General features: G+C 64.7%; 15 protein-coding genes. 9 read left to right on the forward strand and 6 right to left on the reverse strand.

Annotated elements, in window-relative coordinates:
- Together JN302_RS30340 and JN302_RS30345 are read left to right on the forward strand one after the other, a co-directional pair.
- Complete coding sequence (locus JN302_RS30340) at positions 1–4,125, forward strand: TIGR02680 family protein (RefSeq protein ID WP_244846025.1); 4,125 nt, start codon at positions 1–3, stop codon at positions 4,123–4,125.
- Positions 4,122–5,441, forward strand: coding sequence for a TIGR02679 family protein (locus JN302_RS30345; protein ID WP_202330164.1), 1,320 nt, complete (start codon positions 4,122–4,124; stop codon positions 5,439–5,441). Before JN302_RS30340 ends, JN302_RS30345 begins: the two co-directional genes overlap by 4 nt.
- 435 nt (positions 5,442–5,876) lie before the next feature.
- Here the strand turns inward: JN302_RS30345 and JN302_RS30350 are convergent, their stop codons facing one another.
- The 4 genes from JN302_RS30350 to JN302_RS30365 all read right to left on the reverse strand — a co-directional run bounded on the left by JN302_RS30350 (position 5,877) and on the right by JN302_RS30365 (position 9,719).
- Positions 5,877–7,202, reverse strand: a complete 1,326-nt coding sequence (locus JN302_RS30350) for a TRAP transporter large permease (RefSeq protein ID WP_202308037.1) — start codon at positions 7,200–7,202, stop codon at positions 5,877–5,879.
- A gap of 5 nt (positions 7,203–7,207) precedes the next feature.
- Positions 7,208–7,783 (reverse strand): TRAP transporter small permease subunit, encoded by a 576-nt coding sequence (locus JN302_RS30355; protein WP_202308038.1) that lies wholly within the window; start codon positions 7,781–7,783, stop codon positions 7,208–7,210.
- Positions 7,784–7,885: 102 nt separating this feature from the next.
- Positions 7,886–8,905, reverse strand: a complete 1,020-nt coding sequence (locus JN302_RS30360; protein ID WP_202308039.1) for a TRAP transporter substrate-binding protein — start codon at positions 8,903–8,905, stop codon at positions 7,886–7,888.
- 34 nt (positions 8,906–8,939) lie between these two features.
- Positions 8,940–9,719, reverse strand: a complete 780-nt coding sequence (locus tag JN302_RS30365) for a GntR family transcriptional regulator (RefSeq protein ID WP_274609291.1) — start codon at positions 9,717–9,719, stop codon at positions 8,940–8,942.
- A gap of 182 nt (positions 9,720–9,901) precedes the next feature.
- Here JN302_RS30365 and JN302_RS30370 point away from each other — a divergent pair, with 182 nt between their 5' ends.
- From JN302_RS30370 to JN302_RS30395, 6 genes are all read left to right on the forward strand, one after another.
- Positions 9,902–11,101, forward strand: a complete 1,200-nt coding sequence (locus tag JN302_RS30370) for a mandelate racemase/muconate lactonizing enzyme family protein (RefSeq protein ID WP_202330166.1) — start codon at positions 9,902–9,904, stop codon at positions 11,099–11,101.
- Between the two features lie 10 nt (positions 11,102–11,111).
- A complete protein-coding gene (locus JN302_RS30375) occupies positions 11,112–11,879 on the forward strand; it encodes an SDR family oxidoreductase (RefSeq protein ID WP_202308042.1) in 768 nt (255 codons plus the stop codon).
- A 20-nt stretch (positions 11,880–11,899) separates the two neighbouring features.
- Positions 11,900–12,931 (forward strand): L-idonate 5-dehydrogenase, encoded by a 1,032-nt coding sequence (locus tag JN302_RS30380; RefSeq protein WP_202308044.1) that lies wholly within the window; start codon positions 11,900–11,902, stop codon positions 12,929–12,931.
- 212 nt (positions 12,932–13,143) lie between these two features.
- Positions 13,144–13,386 carry a type II toxin-antitoxin system Phd/YefM family antitoxin gene (locus tag JN302_RS30385; RefSeq protein WP_202330167.1) on the forward strand — a complete coding sequence of 81 codons (243 nt, stop codon included), beginning with the start codon at positions 13,144–13,146 and terminating at the stop codon, positions 13,384–13,386.
- Positions 13,386–13,811, forward strand: a complete 426-nt coding sequence (locus tag JN302_RS30390) for a type II toxin-antitoxin system VapC family toxin (protein ID WP_202330168.1) — start codon at positions 13,386–13,388, stop codon at positions 13,809–13,811. Before JN302_RS30385 ends, JN302_RS30390 begins: the two co-directional genes overlap by 1 nt.
- Positions 13,812–13,853: 42 nt before the next feature.
- Positions 13,854–14,696 (forward strand): DUF3883 domain-containing protein, encoded by an 843-nt coding sequence (locus JN302_RS30395; protein ID WP_202330169.1) that lies wholly within the window; start codon positions 13,854–13,856, stop codon positions 14,694–14,696.
- A gap of 363 nt (positions 14,697–15,059) precedes the next feature.
- On the opposite strand, the gene JN302_RS30400 is transcribed toward JN302_RS30395, so the two are convergent.
- Together JN302_RS30400 and JN302_RS30405 are read right to left on the reverse strand one after the other, a co-directional pair.
- Positions 15,060–15,950 (reverse strand): hypothetical protein, encoded by an 891-nt coding sequence (locus JN302_RS30400; RefSeq protein ID WP_202330170.1) that lies wholly within the window; start codon positions 15,948–15,950, stop codon positions 15,060–15,062.
- A 70-nt stretch (positions 15,951–16,020) separates the two neighbouring features.
- On the reverse strand, positions 16,021–16,848 hold the full coding sequence (locus JN302_RS30405; protein ID WP_202308050.1) for a dienelactone hydrolase family protein: 828 nt from the start codon (positions 16,846–16,848) through the stop codon (positions 16,021–16,023).
- On the opposite strand from JN302_RS30405, the gene JN302_RS30410 reads away from it, so the two are divergent.
- Positions 16,847–17,902, forward strand: a complete 1,056-nt coding sequence (locus JN302_RS30410; protein ID WP_202330171.1) for a GlxA family transcriptional regulator — start codon at positions 16,847–16,849, stop codon at positions 17,900–17,902. The two genes, JN302_RS30405 and JN302_RS30410, sit on opposite strands and share 2 nt — an antisense overlap.
- Positions 17,903–18,091: the final 189 nt, after the last annotated feature.

Below are 18,091 nucleotides of genomic sequence, written 5' to 3' on the forward strand. Positions count from 1 at the left end.
ATGCCGACACGGCAGCGCTGGCAACCTTTGCGCCTGGGTCTGGTCGAGCTTTTCCACTACGACAGCGAGGAATTCTGGTTCCGCGACGGCCATCTGCTGCTGCGCGGCAACAACGGCACCGGCAAGTCCAAGGTGCTGTCGTTGACACTGCCGCTCCTGTTCGACGCGCAACTCAAGTCTTCGCGCATCGAGCCCGATGGGGACGGCAGCAAGAAGATGGCCTGGAACCTGCTGATGAACAGCTACGACCGGCGCATCGGATATGCCTGGATCGAGTTCGGCCGCGTCACGGAAGACGGCACGCCACGGTTCCTCTCGCTCGGCGCCGGCCTTTCGGCGACGGCTGCCCGCCAGCAGGTCGACAGCTGGTTCTTCCTGCTGGAAGACGACGACGGCGCGCCGCGCATCAACCAGGATCTGTGGCTGACGAGCCCGCAACGGGTCGTACTGACCAGGGAGCGCCTGCGCGACGCGCTCGAAGGCCGCGGTCAGGTGTTCGATTCCGCGGCGAGCTACCGCCGCGCCGTCGACGAGCGTCTGTTCCACCTGGGAGGCAAGCGCTACGACGCGTTGATGGACACGCTGATCCAGCTCCGCCAACCGCAGCTTTCCAGGAAACCGGACGAGACGGCGCTCTCGAATGCCCTGACCGAGGCCCTGCCGCCGCTGGCGCCCGAACTGCTCGGCGACGTCGCCGAAGCGCTGGGCCAGTTGGAGGAAGACCGCCGTCAGCTCGACGAGTATCAGGCGCTGGCCAAGGCGGTCGGCCGCTTCGAGGAGCGCTATCGCGCCTATGCCAGCACGCAGACCCGCCGGCAGGCACGCCTGTTGCGCCAGGCCCAGACGGATTTCGACTATGCCAGCCGGGCAAGAGGCGAAGCCCAGGTCCGGTTCGACGAAGCCCAGGCACGGGAAACGCTCGCGCAGACGACCCACGGCGATGCCGAAATCGCGCTGGCACGCGCGCGCGTGCGCCTCGATACCTTGCGCTCCGATCCGGCGATGCAGGATGCCAACCGGCTCGAAAACGCCGAGAAGGAGACGACGGCACGGCGGCAGGCGATGCAGAAAACCGTGGCGGCGGTCGAGGAGGCGGGGCGACGGCTCGGGCTCAGCACCCAGGAAGCCGCACGCGCCGCCCGGCGCAAGGAGCAGGCGGAACGCGCATTGACCGAGTTGCGCCACGACAGCCTGACCTACGCGGATGCGGCAGGCATCGCCGGCCAGCATGCCGGAAATCACCTTGCCGCGGCGGAGCCTTCGGCGCTCGTGGAGTTGACCCAGCACGCTTTCGACGGGGCCGGCGCCGGGCTTCGCCGCCTCGTCGCGGCCCGGCGTGAGGAGATCGCTCTGTTGCGCCGCCGCCACGATGAAGTCGCGCAGACCGCGGCCGTCCATCTGCGGCGCCGCGAAATCCTGGACGAACGGCGGATCGCGGCCGAAGAGGCCGCCGATGGTCGGACCCGCGCCGACGCCGAGGTCGAACAGCAAGGCAGGGAGCTGGTGGAGAGCTGGGGCCGCCATCTTGCCGCCCTGAAGCAATTGGAGGTCGATCCCGACAGCCAGTCCGCGGCATTGACGGCCGTGGCGGAATGGACGGCGACGCTGCAAGGCGACAACCCTGCCCGCCGGCTCCTGCAGTCGGCATATCAAGCGGCCGGACTCGTCCTGACACAGCGTCGCGTCGCGCTCGACGGCCAAAGGCAGGCCCTCGAGACGGAATGCCGATCGCTCGAGGACGAACGCGCACGTCTGGAAGCGGGCGACGACATGGCCCCGCCGCTGCCCTATACCCGTGCCGCCGACGCCAGAGAGGCGCGCCGTGGCGCGCCTCTCTGGCAGGTGGCTGATTTTCGCGATGCGGTTGCTGCTCCGCAGCGCGCCGGCCTCGAGGCCGCGCTCGAAGCAGCCGGGCTGCTCGATGCGTGGATCTCGCCCGACGGAAGCCTCCAGGCTGGCGATGGCGGCGTTCTGCCTTACGATACGCAGGTGCTGCAACGACGGGAATGTTCTCCGTCGCTCGCCGACTGGCTCGAAGTAACGGTGCCGGTCGACTGCGCCGTGCCGGCCGATGTCGTCGAGCGCATTTTGCGGGGAATTGCCTGCGGGCATGACGATCCCCTCGACGGTGAGGCCTGGATCGCCCCCGACGGCCGCTTTCGCCTCGGCGCGCTGTCCGGCGCCTGGGGCCGGCCGGCAGCGATCTACATCGGCCACGCGGCCCGCGCCGCGGCGCGCAAGCGGCGGCTGGCCGAGATCGCCGAACGCCTCACGCAGCTCTCCGACGAATTGACGGCCGTACGGGTCCAGGAAGAGCAACTCGCTCTCGATCTCGAACAGGCCGACGGGGAGTGGCGCCTGGCGCCTGCCGACGAAGCGTTGCGAAGCGCTCATATCGCCGCCGCTGCCTGCGCCCAGGCCGCGCGCCTCGCCAGCGAAAGGCTCGCCGAAGCGGATACGCGATGCCGGGAGGCCGAACAGGCGCTCAAGGCGGTACGCGAACAACTCGCGGCAGACGCCATGGACCTGCGACTGCCCCAAGCGCCCGGAGCACTGCCTGCCGTCGAAACGGCACTGGATCATTATCGCGATACGCAGGCCCGGCTCGAACAGGTGGCCCATGAGGTCCGTCTGGCGCTGCCCGATTGGCAACGGCAACTCGCCCGCGAGGGCGAGGCGCGCAGCGACATGCGGCAGCGGGAAGAAGAACGCGCTGCGGCCCGCGCCGAGGCGGAAGAAGCCTCTGCCCGCCTGGACGTGCTGCGGGAAACGGTCGGTGCCAAGGTCGAGGAACTGCAGCGGCAGCTGACGGATGCGCGCCGTTCGGTCGAAGAAGGCGAAACTGCGCTGAAGGTCGCCGGCGAAGACTGGCGCAAGGCAGGTGAAGCGCGTGCGATCGCCGGCCAGCAGGCCGAGACGGCGAATGTCGTCCTTCAGCAGCGCGGCGAGGCGCGTCAGCAGGCGATCTCGAGACTGCAGCAGTTTGCGGGCACCGGCCTCCTGTCGGCTGCGCTGCCGCATGTCGAACTGCCGGACATGGCTATTCAGTGGACGATCGATCCGGCGCTGACGCTGGCCCGCCGTGCGGAACAGGAGTTGTCCGGCCTCAGGGACGACGACGAGGCATGGGCCCGCGTGCAGCGGCAGATAGCCGAAGAGCTGACCGATCTGCAGCGCGCGCTCGGCGCGCTGGGCCACCAGGCCCAGGCCGACCCCAGCGACTGGGGGCTCAGGGTGGATATCGTTTATCAGAACCGGCGCGAGCGGCCGGACCGCCTCGCCGCGCGCCTCGCCGAAGAGATCGCGCAGCGCGGCGAACTGCTCACCGCGAACGAGCGGGCTGTCCTGGAGAACCACCTGCAAGCCGAAATCGCGGCGGAAATCCAGCGCCTGTTGCAAGCCGCCGAACGCCAGGTCGACGCCATCAATGGCGAATTGCACAAGCGCCCGACCTCCACCGGCGTACGCTATCGGCTCGTCTGGCAGCCGCTGTCCGAAGAGGAAGGCGCGCCTGTGGGCCTCGATGTGGCACGCAAGCGCCTGCTCAACACAAGCGCGGACCTTTGGTCGGCCGACGACCGGAGCGTCGTCGGTGCGATGCTGCAGCAGCGCATCTCCGCCGAGCGGGAGCGTGCCGATTCAGGCGGCGGAAAAGACAGCGGCGGCACCTTGCTCGATCAGCTCGCCCGCGCCCTGGATTATCGCCATTGGCACCGCTTTCGTGTCGAACGCTGGCAGGAGGGACACTGGCGCAAGCTTTCCGGCCCCGCATCGAGCGGCGAGCGGGCGCTCGGTTTGACGGTGCCGCTGTTTGCCGCCATCGCCAGCTTCTACAGCCAGGGCAGCCACGCCCTGGCCCCGCGGTTGATGCTGCTCGATGAAGCCTTTGCCGGCATCGACGACACGGCGCGTGCGCATTGCATGGGGCTCATCCGCGAGTTCGATCTGGACTTCGTCATCACCAGCGAGCGCGAGTGGGCTTGTTATGCCGAACTGCCCGGCGTCGCCATCTGCCAGTTGCAGCGGCGCGAAGGCATCGACGCGGTGTTTGTGTCGCGATGGACCTGGGACGGACGCGAGAGAAAGCTGGAGGCCGATCCCGATCGTCGATTTGCGCCGGCATGAGCAGTCAGGTCGACCCGCGCCTTGAACGCCTGCTCGGCGGCGAGCATCTCGCCGCGCTGCGCAAACGGCTGCGCCAGCGCTTCGAGCGCGCTCCGCTGGACGGCGCCGTCGACCGTATTCGCGTGGCCGGGCTCAGCGCGGAGGAACATGCGACGCTGGCCTCGCTGCTCGGCCGTCCGCAGCGCCGCTCGAAGTCCCTGCAGATCGACGTCCGCCGCGTCGATGCCGACCTGCGGCGCTCCGGCATCGCCACGTCCCTGCGCGACGCGCTGGAAAAGCTCGACGGCCCCATCCCGCATCGCGCCGGGATGCGTCTTCGGACGCAGACATTGTGGTCCGGCGTCGTCGACGGTTGCAGCCATCCCGGCCTGGCCCGCCTGCTGCTGACACCGGAAGGCATCGGCTTGCTCAGGCGGCTCGCACGGCAAGATGCGATCGCTGCGGCGGAGCTTTGCCGACGCGCCGAAGAGGTGCTGCGACATCTGCCGGCAAAAGGCATCACGCGCTCGCAGCTTTCCGCGAACGCGCTGGGCGATGCTCACGCGCTCGACAATGGCCGCGCGACCGCGGCGCTCGTGCTGGCCGTCTGGCGCCAGGCCGCCGCGCCGGTTCATGACGAGGATGGCGACACGGGGCGCCAGTCAACGGAGGGCATCGCTCCGGAGCCGGCCGGCAGCGTGGAACGGGCACGCGATACCTGGGCCAGGGCAGGTGTTCTGGTCAACGAGCTGGCGCGCCCTGCCCTGTTCCTGAACCTGCCGACCAGCGAAAGCGGTCGCTGGCCTGCGGGAGAACCGGCCTATGCGTCGCTGCGATTACTGCTGCGCTTGCCGCCTCGATGGGATGTAGCGGGCCGCAACGTCTACCTGTGCGAAAATCCCAACCTGCTTGCCATCGCCGCCGACCGATGGGGCGCTGCCTGCGCTCCGCTGGTCTGTACCGACGGCATGCCGGCGGCCGCGCAACGATGCCTCCTCGCTCAGCTCTCGCAGGCGGGCGCGCGGCTTCGCTATCACGGCGATTTCGACTGGCCGGGATTGCGCATCGCCAACCACGTCATGCGCGAACATGGCGCAAAGCCATGGCGCTTTGGCGCCGTCGACTATCTTGCCGCCGTGCGGGACGGGTCGAGCCTGACTCACCAACTCGCGGGCAAGGCGGTCGAAGCATCATGGGATGGGGCGCTGACACTCGCCATGGGCGAACACCGCATCGCCATCGCCGAGGAAGCCCTGGCCGCTTCGTTGCTGGACGATCTCCATGACGGACACTCGAGCGATGATCCGCTCGCCAGCCCGCCCTCCGTGGCGCGCTGATCTTCCGGGCCCGATGCCGAACGGCGGAGCGACCATCGCCGCCGGCTAAACCTTTGCCGGTGTCATGAAGCTACTGCCGGGTGAGCGCGTGGGGCATGGGAAACCTCTTCCCGCAGCAACGCGCCGCGGCCCTGGCCATGTTCAACAGGCTGGTCGCCGAGAGCTTCGCCTTGCTGTCGGTGTATGCATGTCGAGTCGCTGCGCGTCGGACGTGCAATCGGACCATGGGATCATGTGCGCGAGGTTCTCAGCAGATCGGGACCTGAAATTCCACTCAACGGGCCGGTTTCGTTCCAGTGTTCTCTTGGATGGAAGCCATAGGACACGATGGTAGCTTTCGACACCTCAGCCGCGCTCGGCTTTCTCGACAGGGCCTTTTTTGGAAAGTTGAACCCGTCGTTGCCTCTGTATGACTACATCGCGCTCGCTCGTTGCCTATCGACCCGTAATTCCAGGGAAGACGATCATGATCGCGACCGCGAGCGCCTGCAGCGCGATGAAAGGGAGCAGCGCCCGGAAGATGATGCCGAGCGTTATATCGGGAGGCGCGACCGACTTCAGGTAGAAGGCTGCCGGGCCGAAGGGCGGCGTAAGATAGGACATCTGCATGTTCATGCAGAACAGCACGCCGAACCAGACCGGGTCGAGGCCGAGCGATTTGATGATCGGCACAAAGATCGGCATGGTCAGCAGGGCGATGCCGACCCAGTCGAGAAACGCGCCGAGCATGAACAGAATACCCATCATGACGATCACGATGACCGTCGGATTGTCGGAGATGCCGGTCATCAGGCCCGACACGAAGTTCACGCCGCCCATCAGATTGTAGACGCCCACGATGGCTGTGGCGCCTATGCCGATCCACACAATCATGCCGACGGTGGAGAGGGTCTGGATGGCCGCATCGCGCAACAGGCCGAAGGAGAACTCGCCGCGCACGATGGTGGAGAGGACCACCCCGCCGACGCCGATGGCGGATGCCTCTGTGACCGACGCGATGCCGCCATAAATCGAACCCAGTACCACAAAGACGACGAAAATCGGCAGCACCAGTCCCTTGAGAAGCCGCAATTTCTTGGCGGCAGGCATAGGCTCCGGATCGACATCGGGCACGACGCCCGGTGTCAGATAGGCGCGGACCAGAATGTAGGCGACGTAGAACATGGCGAGCATGAAGCCGGGCATGAACGCAGCGGTGAACAGCTCTCCGATTGAGACGTTCGCCGTTAGCCCGTAAACGATCAGCACGATCGACGGCGGGATCATCGTGCCGAGCGACCCGCCGGCGCAGACGACGCCGATCGCCAGATTGCGGTTGTAGCCGAGCCGCAGCATCTGGGGCAGCGCTATGAGGCCGAGCAGCACGATCTCGCCGCCGATGATGCCGCTCATGGCGGCGAGGATGACCGAGACGAAGACGGTCTGGACCGCGACGCCGCCGCGGATGCGGCCCGCCACCAGCTTCATGGCGTCGAACAGGTCGCGGGCGATGCCCGAACGGTCGAGGATCGCCGCCATGAGGACGAACATCGGCACCGAGACGAACACGAAGTTCATGACGAAGGAATAGACGCGGCTCGTGATCAGCGGGATGGACATCGGCCCGAACCATCCGAGCGCGAAGATGAGCGCGACGAGCAGCGTCACGAAAGCGAGCGGCATGCCGGTCAGCAGCAGCACAACCATCATCACGAACATCAGCAGAGTGCCCCCGCCGATGCCGAGGGCCTGCAGGTTCAACGCGAAATCGAATGTCTCCATGGCGATCATTTCCCAGCGCGGCGGGCGTAGTTGAACGCCAGGATGAGGAACTGAACGACCAGCAGCACCATCGTGACCAGGACAAAGATCTTGATCAGCGCGGGCGTGGGCGGCGACCAGGCGCTGCCGGTTGTCTCGAGCCGGACTTCGCCGGACGGCGCGAACACCGCCCGTTCGACCATGTGCCAGGCGGCGTAGGCGAAGAAGCCGCTCGCCAGCGCCGAGACGAGAGAGATGCCGACGTCCACGAACCGGCGAAGCCGCGCGGACAGATGGTCATAGATCAATACGACGCGGATGTGGGAGTTGCGCGCCGTGCAGTAGAGACCGCCGAAGACGAAGGCCGCGCCGCAGAGAAAGATAGTCGTCTCGTGGGCCCAGATGGTGGGCCGGTTCACTGCATAACGCAGGAAAACCTCGACAAGCAGGATCAGTGCCGCCAGGACGATACCCGCCGCGAATATGTAGCCGAACCGGTCGACGATCCGGCCCATCGCGCCGGCCTCGGGCGCCGGGCCGTGGACCGGCTCCAGCACCATTGCGGCGTCCACTGGATCGGTGCTCTGCGTGTCGTGCGTCATACGTCCTCCGCGGGGCCATTCGCCGGCCTGCCGATATCCTCGGTCCAGTCGCTGCACAAACAAAACGAGGAGGCCGACCTCCCGGCCTCCTCGGGACGGGCCTCAGAGCAGGCCCTTACCCTTCAGATACGCCGTCAGCGTGTCGTACACTTTCTGAGCCATTTGAGAGCCCTGGGCCACCCGTTCCCATTCCGCCGTCGCGATCGTGCGGAACTTGGCCCGCTCTTCTGCCGACCAGTTGTGAATGGTGATCGACTCGTCCTGCTTGGCCTCCTCGACGGCTTTCAGATCGGCGGCCTTCAGCCCGTTGATCTGCGTTTGTTGGAACTCCTTCACCGTCTGTTCAAGCATTGCCTTGACGTCGTCGGGCAGGGCGTCCCACTTCGCCTTGTTCATCGATACCTCGACGAGTGGCAGCGAATGGAAGCCCGGATAGACCGGATGCTTGCCGATTCCGTTGAGACCCTGCTTCTGGTTTACCGAGAACACGGAATAGTCAGCCGCATCGACCACGCCCTTGTCGAGCGATGTGAAGACCTCGGATGCGGGAAGGTTGACGGGCGAAGCGCCGGCCGCGGCGAAGACATTGGCGATCGGGCCTTCAGGCGAACGGACCTTTACGCCCTTGAGGTCGTCGACCTTGTCGAGGGGGACGCGCGACACGAAGGCCTCGAGGCCCGGCGTCGATACACCGATGAAATGCAGCCCATAGGAGCCGAGCAGTTCCTGCATGATCTCCTTGCCTCCGCCGTTCTCGACGAAGTCGATCATCTGCGCGGGATCGGACCACGCGCCGACCGGGTTGGAGATCAGGCCAAAGGCCGGATCCTTGCCTGCCCAATAGGACGAGTCGCAGATCTGACCATCGAGAATGCCGGCGGCCACTGCGTCCAGCGTCTCGTTGTATTCAACGACCGAGCCGACCGGCAGAAGCTCGATCTTGACCTTGCCACCCGACTTCTCCGCCACGAGGTCGGTCCAGCCTTTCTGGTACTCGAAGTTCGGGTTGCCGGCCGGGTCCGACGACTGGAAGCGGAACGAATATTCCTGCGCCGTGGCACCTGCCACGATCGCCACGGTTGAGACAAGCGCAAGAGCCATGCCCATGATGTAGCGTTTCATTACTATCCTCCCTTTGGATGGCTGAGATTGGACCTCACCCCGCCGACGTAACGGCGGGCGTGACGGGTTCCGGCAGACGGGCCGCCGAATGCTGAACGGGCGCGCCGTGTGTCGCGAACCGGACATCGAGGAGCGCAGGATCGATCTGCTCCTCCAGTTGATCGAGCATCGAGATGCTGAGGCCGATGAGGGCATCAGACGCCGCGCAGGCCTTTTCCTCATTGCCGCGCAGCACCCACTCCATGATGGCCAGGTGCCGTTCTATGGTCGTATCGAGTCCGTCGCGCCCGGTGATGTGCTTCAGATTGAGGTAACCGATGCGCCGCGCGATGGCGTGCAGCGGGCTCAGCACGCGCTCCAGGAAGCGCTCGCCGGAAGCGTGGATGAGGAGTTTATCGAAGTATTTGTCCACGACATTGAACGCGTCGACATCCATTGCCGCCCCCTCGGTCTCGAGCCTGCGCTTGAGATGATGCAGCGCGGCGCGCTGGTTGGACGTCATGTTGCCGATCGCGGCAGCCGCGACGAAGCGGTCGAGGTCGCGGCGAAGCAGGGCCAGCCGCTTCTCACGCGACAGGTCGATCGGCGACACGCGCAAGCCGTTCCGCGGCTGTATTTCCATCAGCGTCTCGGCGGCCAGCCGCCGCACCGCCTGATGGACCGGCGTCCGGCCGATGCCGACCAGCGCTTGCAGATCCTGTGTCCGCAGTTCGGCACCCGGCGCGATGCGCATGGAAACGAAAAGCTCCTCGATGCGCTCGTAGGCGGTCGATGTGAGGTCCGTGCCGCGGTCGAGCGCCCACGCGCCGGACACCGCGGGCGAAAGGCGTTCGTCCTTTACGCGTTTCCGCTTTGCGACCGCTTGCAAAATCTCCTCCGCGGCGATAAGCTTTACAGTGATATTTCACAGAATATCATGATATGTCAATTGCTCGTCGACGATTTCGTTGACGACCGGCGGACCGAGACGGAACGTTCGCCCTCAGGGAGGTTGTCGTGAAGATTACGGCGCTTGAAACCTTGCGCACGAAGGAATTCTCGAACGTGCTGTGGGTGCGGGTGCACACGGACGAAGGCACGGTCGGGCTCGGCGAGACCTTCTATGGCGCGGGTGCGGTGGAGGCGCATATCCACGACACGCTCGCGCACCGCCTGCTCGGCAAAGACCCGCTGCGTATCGAGGCGCTAAACCGCGTCATGACCGACCTGCCGATGGCACAGTCCTCGACGGGCGTGGAATACAGAGCCGCCTCCGCGATCGACATTGCGCTATGGGACCTGTTCGGAAAAGTGTGCGGACAGCCGGTGCACCAGATGCTTGGCGGGCTGACTACTGACCGGTTGCGCGTCTACAATACCTGCGCCGGCTATGGCTACGTGCGCAGCAACAATATCCGGCCGGTCGACACCTGGAATATCGGCAGCGACGAAGGACCCTACGAGGATCTTGCCGCCTTCATGACCGACGCTGGCGCGCTCGCCGAAAGCCTGCTCGAAAGCGGCATAACGGCGATGAAGATCTGGCCGTTCGATCCGCCCGCTCAGGAGAATCGGGGGCTCTTCATCAGCGCCGAACAGATGAGGAAGGCGATCGAACCGTTCGAGAAGATCCGTAAGCGGGTCGGCGACAGCATGGAGATCATGGTGGAGTTCCATTCCCTGTGGAACCTGCCGACGGCGATGAAGATCGCCCGCGCACTGGAGCCCTACGAGCCGACCTGGTACGAGGACCCGATCCGGATGAACTCGTCACAGGCGCTCGCCGAGTATGCCGCAGCGACCGATGTCTGGGTCTGCGCCAGCGAAACGCTTGGCACGCGCTTCCCCTATAAGGACATGCTCGACCACGACGCAACCCATGTCGTCATGGTCGACCTTTGCTGGACCGGCGGGTTGACCGAGGGCCGCAAGATCGCGGCGCTGGCCGACACCTACCATCGCCCCTTCGCCCCGCACGATTGCACGGGCCCGGTCGGATTTGCCGCTGCCGTGCATGCATCGTTCAGCCAGCCGAACACGCTGATCCAGGAATCGGTGCGCGCCTTCTATACCGGTTGGTACAGGGAGCTGGTGACGGCCGTTCCGACGATCAGGGACGGCCATGTGCTGCCGATGGAGGGGCCGGGACTTGGCGTCGAGCTGCTGCCTGCCGTATTCGAGCGGCCCGACCTGGTCCACCGCAAGTCCGAATTGTGAGGTCACGGCAATGGCTTCGAATCTGTTCGATCTCTCCGGATCTACCGCGCTCGTCACCGGCTCCTCCCGCGGCTTGGGCCGCGCTATCGCCGAAGGGTTCGGTGCGGCCGGCGCTCGCCTGATAATCAACGGTCGCGCAGGCTCCGGGCTCTCGAACGCGGCCGGCGAGTTGCGCGCGGCCGGCCATGATGTGCACGAGGCCGCTTTCGACGTGACGAACGAGGCCGCCGTGAAGGCGGCGTTCCGGCGCTTCGACGAGGAAGGGCTGGAGGTCGACATCCTGGTGAACAATGCGGGCATCCAGCATCGGCAGCCGATGGCGGAGCTGGCGCTTGCGGATTGGCAGAGGGTCATCGACACCAACCTCACCAGCGCCTTTCTGGTCGGCCGGGAAGCCGCGCTGCGCATGATCCCGCGCGGTCGCGGCAAGATAATCAACATCGGCTCGCTGACCAGCGAGCTCGCCCGCGCGACCGTCATCCCCTACACCGTGGCAAAGGGCGGCATCAAGATGTTGACCCGTGGCATGGCCGCCGAATGGGCAAAGTCCGGCATCCAGGCCAACGCCATCGGGCCAGGCTACATGCTGACCGACATGAACGAGGCGCTGGTCAACGATCCGAAATTCGATGCCTGGGTCAAGGGCCGCACCCCGGCCGGGCGCTGGGGCAAGCCGGAGGAGTTGATCGGCGCCGCCGTGTTCCTGGCTTCCCGCGCGTCCGACTATGTCAACGGCCAAATCATCTATGTCGACGGCGGGATGCTGTCGGTGCTGTAGCGGTTCAGGGAGATCATGGGATGCGAGGCGTCTTCGTGCATGCGCCGAGAGACTTGAGGATCGAGCCGGTAGCGGTGGTGCCGCCCGGAGATCGCCAGGTTCGTGTCGAGATCGGAGCCGGCGGCATCTGCGGTTCCGACCTGCACTACTTCCATCACGGCGGTTTCGGCACCGTCAGGCTGCGCGAGCCGATGGCCCTGGGTCACGAGATTGCAGGGACCGTGGTCGAGACTGGCAGTGCTGTGATGCATGTCCGTCCCGGCGACAAGGTTGCCGTCAATCCGAGCCTTGCCTGCGGAAGCTGCCGCTATTGCGGGTCCGGTCAGCGCAACCAGTGCCTGGACATGCGTTTCATGGGCAGCGCTATGCGCTTCCCGCACGCGCAGGGCGGCTTCAGGCAGAGCGTGACCGTGGAGGGCGGCCAGGCGGTTCCGTTGGCGCCGTCCATGTCGCTAGCCGAGGGAGCGCTCGCCGAGCCGCTCGCCGTCTGCCTGCACGCGGCCAGGCAGGCCGGCGACCTGGTCGGCAAGGCAGTGCTCGTTACCGGCAGCGGGCCGATCGGGGCACTGTGCGTCGCCGTGGCGCGCCATGCGGGGGCGGCTGAGATCGTGGTGACGGATGTCGACGATTTCCCGCTCGCGACAAGCCGGAAGCTGGGCGCGACCCGAACCATAAATGTCAGCCGGGAGGCGGATACGCTGTCGGGTTACGCAGCCGAGAAAGGCCATTTCGATGTCGCCTTCGAGGCGTCGGGCAACGCGCTCGCCTTACGATCGGCCATCGAGGCCGTCCGGGCCGGCGGAACGGTGGTTCAGCTCGGGCTCGGAGGCGAGATGCAACTGCCCCTCAATCTGGTCGTGACCAAGGAACTGCAGTTCCGCGGCTCGTTCCGCTTCGACGAGGAGTTCGCGCAAGCAGTCGAACTGATGGGCAGCGGCGCGCTTGATGTCGGCGCCCTGATCACTGACACATTGCCTTTCACGGAGGCGGAGAGCGCGTTCCTTCGCGCCAGCGACAGGTCGCGCGCGATGAAGGTCCAACTGTCGTTCTAAACCGACCTATGCGCACGCTGCTCTACGCCACAGCTCGCTAATCCTCGGCGTCGTGCTGGCGAGTGATCAGAACATGCATTCCGTGCGTGCAATCTGGATGGCTGGTGGTCGACTCTGGTCCAGGAGGGGCCGCCAAGGCAAAGCGCAGACAGAACGCTGGAATTCTTAAGCCTGATGCGTTATATGACCATCTACATGGTCAGGAGCGTGACATGGATGCGATCAATCTGGCGGATGCCAAGGCTCATCTGAGCGAGTTGGTCGACCGGGTCGAAGCGGGTGATTCCATCGACATCACCCGCCGCGGCAAGCCGGTCGCGCGACTCACCGCAGTGGCCAGGCCGCGCAAGCCGATCGATGCCACGCTGCTCCAATCGCTGACGGCGGCGATGCCGCCCCAGTCTCAGAGCGCCGCCGATCTCGTGCGGTCGATGCGGGATGGCGACCGCTACTGATGCTCTATATCGACACGTCGCTGATCGTCGCGGCGCTCTCCAACGAAGCGATGACGCCGCGCGTTCAGGCCTGGCTGGCGGAGCAGGACCCGGCGCAACTTCTGATCAGCGACTGGACCGTCACCGAGATGTCGTCCGCGATGGCAATCAAGCTGCGGACGGGACAGATCAGCCTGGAGCAGCGCGCGGCGGCGCTCGCCATGTTCAACAAGCTGGTCGCCGAGAGCTTCACCGTGCTCGGCGTGACGGGCAGCCAGTTCCGGGCGGCGGCGAAGTTCGCCGATCAGCATGCGCTTGGGCTTCGTGCGGGGGACGCGTTGCACCTTGCCATCGCTTCGGAGCATGGCGCAACATTGCACACGCCTGACCAGCGGCTGGCCGACGCCGGGCCAGCACTCGGCGTGCCGGCGCAGTTGCTGGCATGATCCAGGACTTCTCCAGCTTGGCCGGCCCGCCTAGGAGTCGCCATGGCCGGTGACTGGTCCGACGAGCAGAACGACGCGATCGTCGCGGATTATTTCGCGATGCTTGCGAACGACATCGCCGGGCGGCCCTACATCAAGGCCGAGCACAACCGCATCCTGCAGGCGGTGATTGATCGACCGCGTGGTTCGATCGAATACAAGCATCAGAACATCAGCGCCGTGCTCAAGGGGCTCGGTGAGGATTGGATCCAGGGCTACAAGCCGGCCTTCAATTTCCAGGCCTCGCTCGTCGACGCTGTGGTACGCTGGCTCGATCGTCATCCGGATTGGCTTGCACCGGCCGCGCGGATGGCAATGGGTACGTCGCTATCCACGCTCCAGGAAGAAGCGATGCTGTGGATCGGCCCACCACCGACGCACAGCAATGCGCCGCCGCCCGACGAACTCGAGCAGATGACCGCCATCGCCCGGAAGTACGATGTGGCCGAGCGCGACGCCCGCAATCGCACACTGGGCCGCGCGGGCGAGGAACGTGTCCTCGCCCATGAGCGTGCCAGTCTGCTCGCCGCCGGCCGGACCGATCTCGCCGAGCGCATCCGCTGGGTGTCGCATGTCTATGGTGACGGTGCTGGCTACGATATCCTGAGCTTCGACACCGACGGTCGCGATCGGCTGATCGAGGTGAAGACGACCAATGGCTGGGAGCGCACGCCGTTTCACATCACGCGCAACGAACTGGCCGTTGCTGAGGAACGTCGCGGCGATTGGCGGCTGGTACGGTTGTGGAATTTCTCGCGGGAGCCAAGGGCGTTCGAGCTGCGACCGCCGTTGGAGGCGCACGTGTCGCTCATGGCGACCAGCTATCAGGCGAGTTTCTTGACGTGAGTGAAATACAGACAAAGCGACAATTGAGCGACGGCAAGAATTGCCGCCGAAACTGCGCTGTTGCCACCGTTTGTATCCCTCACTCCCACTCGATTGTTCCAAACCCAGCTAGGCCGTTGATCTCGCGGGGTTTTTTCTTGCCTTCGACGCCGAAAGCCGCCCCTCGGGCCGTCAAAATCTTACGGTGTTGATTTTAAAGGGAAAATCGCACGAATTTTTTTGTGCGGTTTCGGTATCTATCGAGATCGATCGCCTCTCGGGATCCATTTTCGGCGACGCGGATGGGTCTCGCTGCGAACCAAGAAAGTACCGTCACAAACTCATAGCATAGTGCGCTCTGCGACGCGACTCGCCGTAACTGCGTCATCCGAGCGCCATCCCTCCATCTAGCGACCAGATAACCACATCGCGCGGGCATGGCTTAGTGCATTTAGGAATTCGGCTCCCGCCTTCTCCTCGACCAGGGTGACGCGATGGCCACAATCGTGCGCGCCGAGCAAGTCGCCACCATTCTGGATGATCGAAGAAATCCTCGATCCACCACGGAGGGCCGCCTGGCCGCAAAAGCCGTGGAGGCGCCGCCAAATAGGTTCGTCCGGCATAGCCAAATCGAAGAAACGGAAAGTCATGTCGCTCGGGAGCTGGGGAGTCTGGCAAGCGGATCCAGTCGATCCAATTCGTTACCTCCGGTGCGCCCATCAAGAGAAAGTTCGAGCGATGGGTCGCGAGAGCCATCGGCGCCGGCGTGCCTTCTGCTATCGCGCCTCTCTGCGGGACGCTTGGCAGCGGAGTTCGTTTTCGCGGCTTTGAGATCCGCGTCTCCGATACGGCTAGGAAGCTCCCGGTTACCGTCGGCTTCGACCCGAATGCAATTGAATAGCCGTGGATGATCTCTCCAAACGGCGACGACTTCGCGATGAAGGGCTTTACCTGCTTAGCGTACTTTCTCTTCGCCGCATTCGCTATCTTGGCAGCGCTAGCATCTTTGGCGAACGAACCGTGCGCCTCGGCGAGCACAATACCGTGGCCCGACGCGTTGCCACCTTCACAAATGAAATCCGCATGGGGATCGAGCGACGCCGAGAGCAGCGCAATGTCAATGTCTGCCTCGTCCATAGCCGCCAATGTAAGCGCGGCGCTGGTTTCGAAGAACTGACCGGGCGCCTTTCCCGTCCAGCGCATCAGGCGCTCCAGCCATGGTCTCCTGGCCATGCGCTCGGTGATGACCTGTGCCCACACATCGATTGCGCCCATCAATGGCCCTTCCCTGCCGGGTTATGACGAAGCAGCACATGGCGCGCTTGAAGCGCGCCTCTCCGTGACTTCAACCCGATGTCGGTTTCAGGCGCTTCTGAAAGAATGCGAGAATCTCGTCCCGGGCTGCGAGCGTTGGCTGTCCCGCCTCATCGACAAGATGAACCGTGACGACGCTGTGGGGCGTCTTCACGAACTGCTCGAAGAACGGTGGCGTGGGTCCGGTATTCGCGGCCGTGTCGGGCAAAACGCGGCCAATGAAGCGATCGCCGAGCGCGGCCTGGTAGGCGGCAAACCGTTCGGCGCGGCAGAACGAATCACCCGCAAAACGGTAGGCGAGGACGGTCAGATCTTCCCGTTCCAGCCTTGCGCGTACTTTCGCCAGTTCCTCAGGGGAGCTCTCGATGCCGCCGGGATTGTCCAACGGCAGGGAAGGCTGAGACACGACAGGAGCCAGCAGTGCCGGCTCCAGCATCATGTTCAGCGCGAAGTTACCGGTAAAGCACATGCCGATAGCGCCGACCCCCCGTCCGCCGCTCTCACCATGGGCCAGTCTGGCGAGCGCCCGCAACCAGTTGGACACGGGGCTCGATGAACCGCCGCCAAGCGCGCGGAATTCAGCGCTGACGCACGCGCGCCGAAAGACGCCGGCAGCAGTCTCCGCATCGGGAACATCGCCATCCCTGCCAAAGAGGGAAGGCATGTAGACCCGGAAGCCGGCATCGCGAACCCAGCGAGCAAAACGCGCGACGTGGGGGCTAATGCCCGGCATTTCGGTCATCACGATGACGGCCGGACCCTTGCCTGCAACGTAGACCGGCTTTGTCGCCTCCTCCAACGAGACGTCTCGCCGGTTGAAATCGGATAGATCGTCAGGCTTCAGCAGCGCATCGCTCATGTTGTCCTCCGGAAAAGCTTGCACAAACGGTAGTTCCCGGGCATTTATTCCGGCAAGTGTCAAAAATGACATTAATCGGGTCTATTTTGCCTTGCCGCTCATTGACGTTCTTGTCCTGGAAGGAGCCTCCGCGGCCAGTGTCGCCATCACCTTCGACTTGATCGGTGCCGCCAACGGCATTCGTGCAAGGGCCGGAAGACCGCCTTGCTTTGACGTCAAAATATCCGGCTCCGGGGCAAGCTGGGCAACGAGGCTCGCAAGGCTGTCCTCGAATTCGGTCGCCAGCAAACCTGCTGACTTGGTGATCGTGCCCGGGCTGGCCTGGACGGATGAGCAACTCGTTCGCGATGGATTGCAACGACGCGACGCCGAAATGGCCAGGAAAGCTCTACGCGCGGCCTTTCAATCCGGAGCTGAAATCGCCAGCTCCTGTTCGGCAGTCTTTCTGGTTGCGAGCGCCGGGCTGCTGGATGCCCGCTGCGCAACCACGACCTGGTGGCTCGCGCCCTTGTTTCGGCAGTTGTTTCCGAAGGTGATACTCGACACCGATGCCATGGTGTTGACCGACGGGCGCGTAACCACCGCCGGCGCAGCGATGGCGCAACTCGACATGATGCTTTCGATCATTGCCCGCCATGCCGGACCTGACCTCGCGGATAGCTGCGCCCGGTTTCTCCTGCTGGACCAGAGGCAATCGCAATCCCGCTATATGGCCCTATCCTTCCTTGCCGCCGCGGACGAACGTGTCTCTCGCGCGGAGCGCTGGGCACGGGCGCGGCTGCATCGGACCTTTTCAATCTCCGAGCTCGCAAAGGCCGCGGGACTCGGTGCGCGCACCTTTGCGCGCCGATGCGAGCGCGCCACCGGGCTTTCGCCGGTGAGATTTGTCCAGAAGCTGCGCGTCGATAAGGCGATGGAGCTTCTGGAGACCACACGGTTCAGCCTCGGCGAAATCGCCGAAAAGGTTGGGTATTCCGACCCCTCTACGCTTCGCAAGCTTTTGCATCGGGAGAGGACATCCGGTGCGCGGGCCTCGCGTGCCGTGCGTAAGTAAGACAATGGCGCTACGCATTCCAGGAGACCTGGAATGCGACCTGGAACGCGGCAACCTGCAACGCGCAGACGGCCTCAGGATGGCCACACACGATGTCTGCTTTCAGGCGGCCGCTATCTTGATCTGTACGACAGCATAGAGGCGCTAAGGACAGCTGCAACGATAATTGAATCGGTCGGTTGTCTCGAC

It is taken from the genome of Mesorhizobium sp. L-8-3 (assembly GCF_016756615.1).
GTDB lineage: Bacteria > Pseudomonadota > Alphaproteobacteria > Rhizobiales > Rhizobiaceae.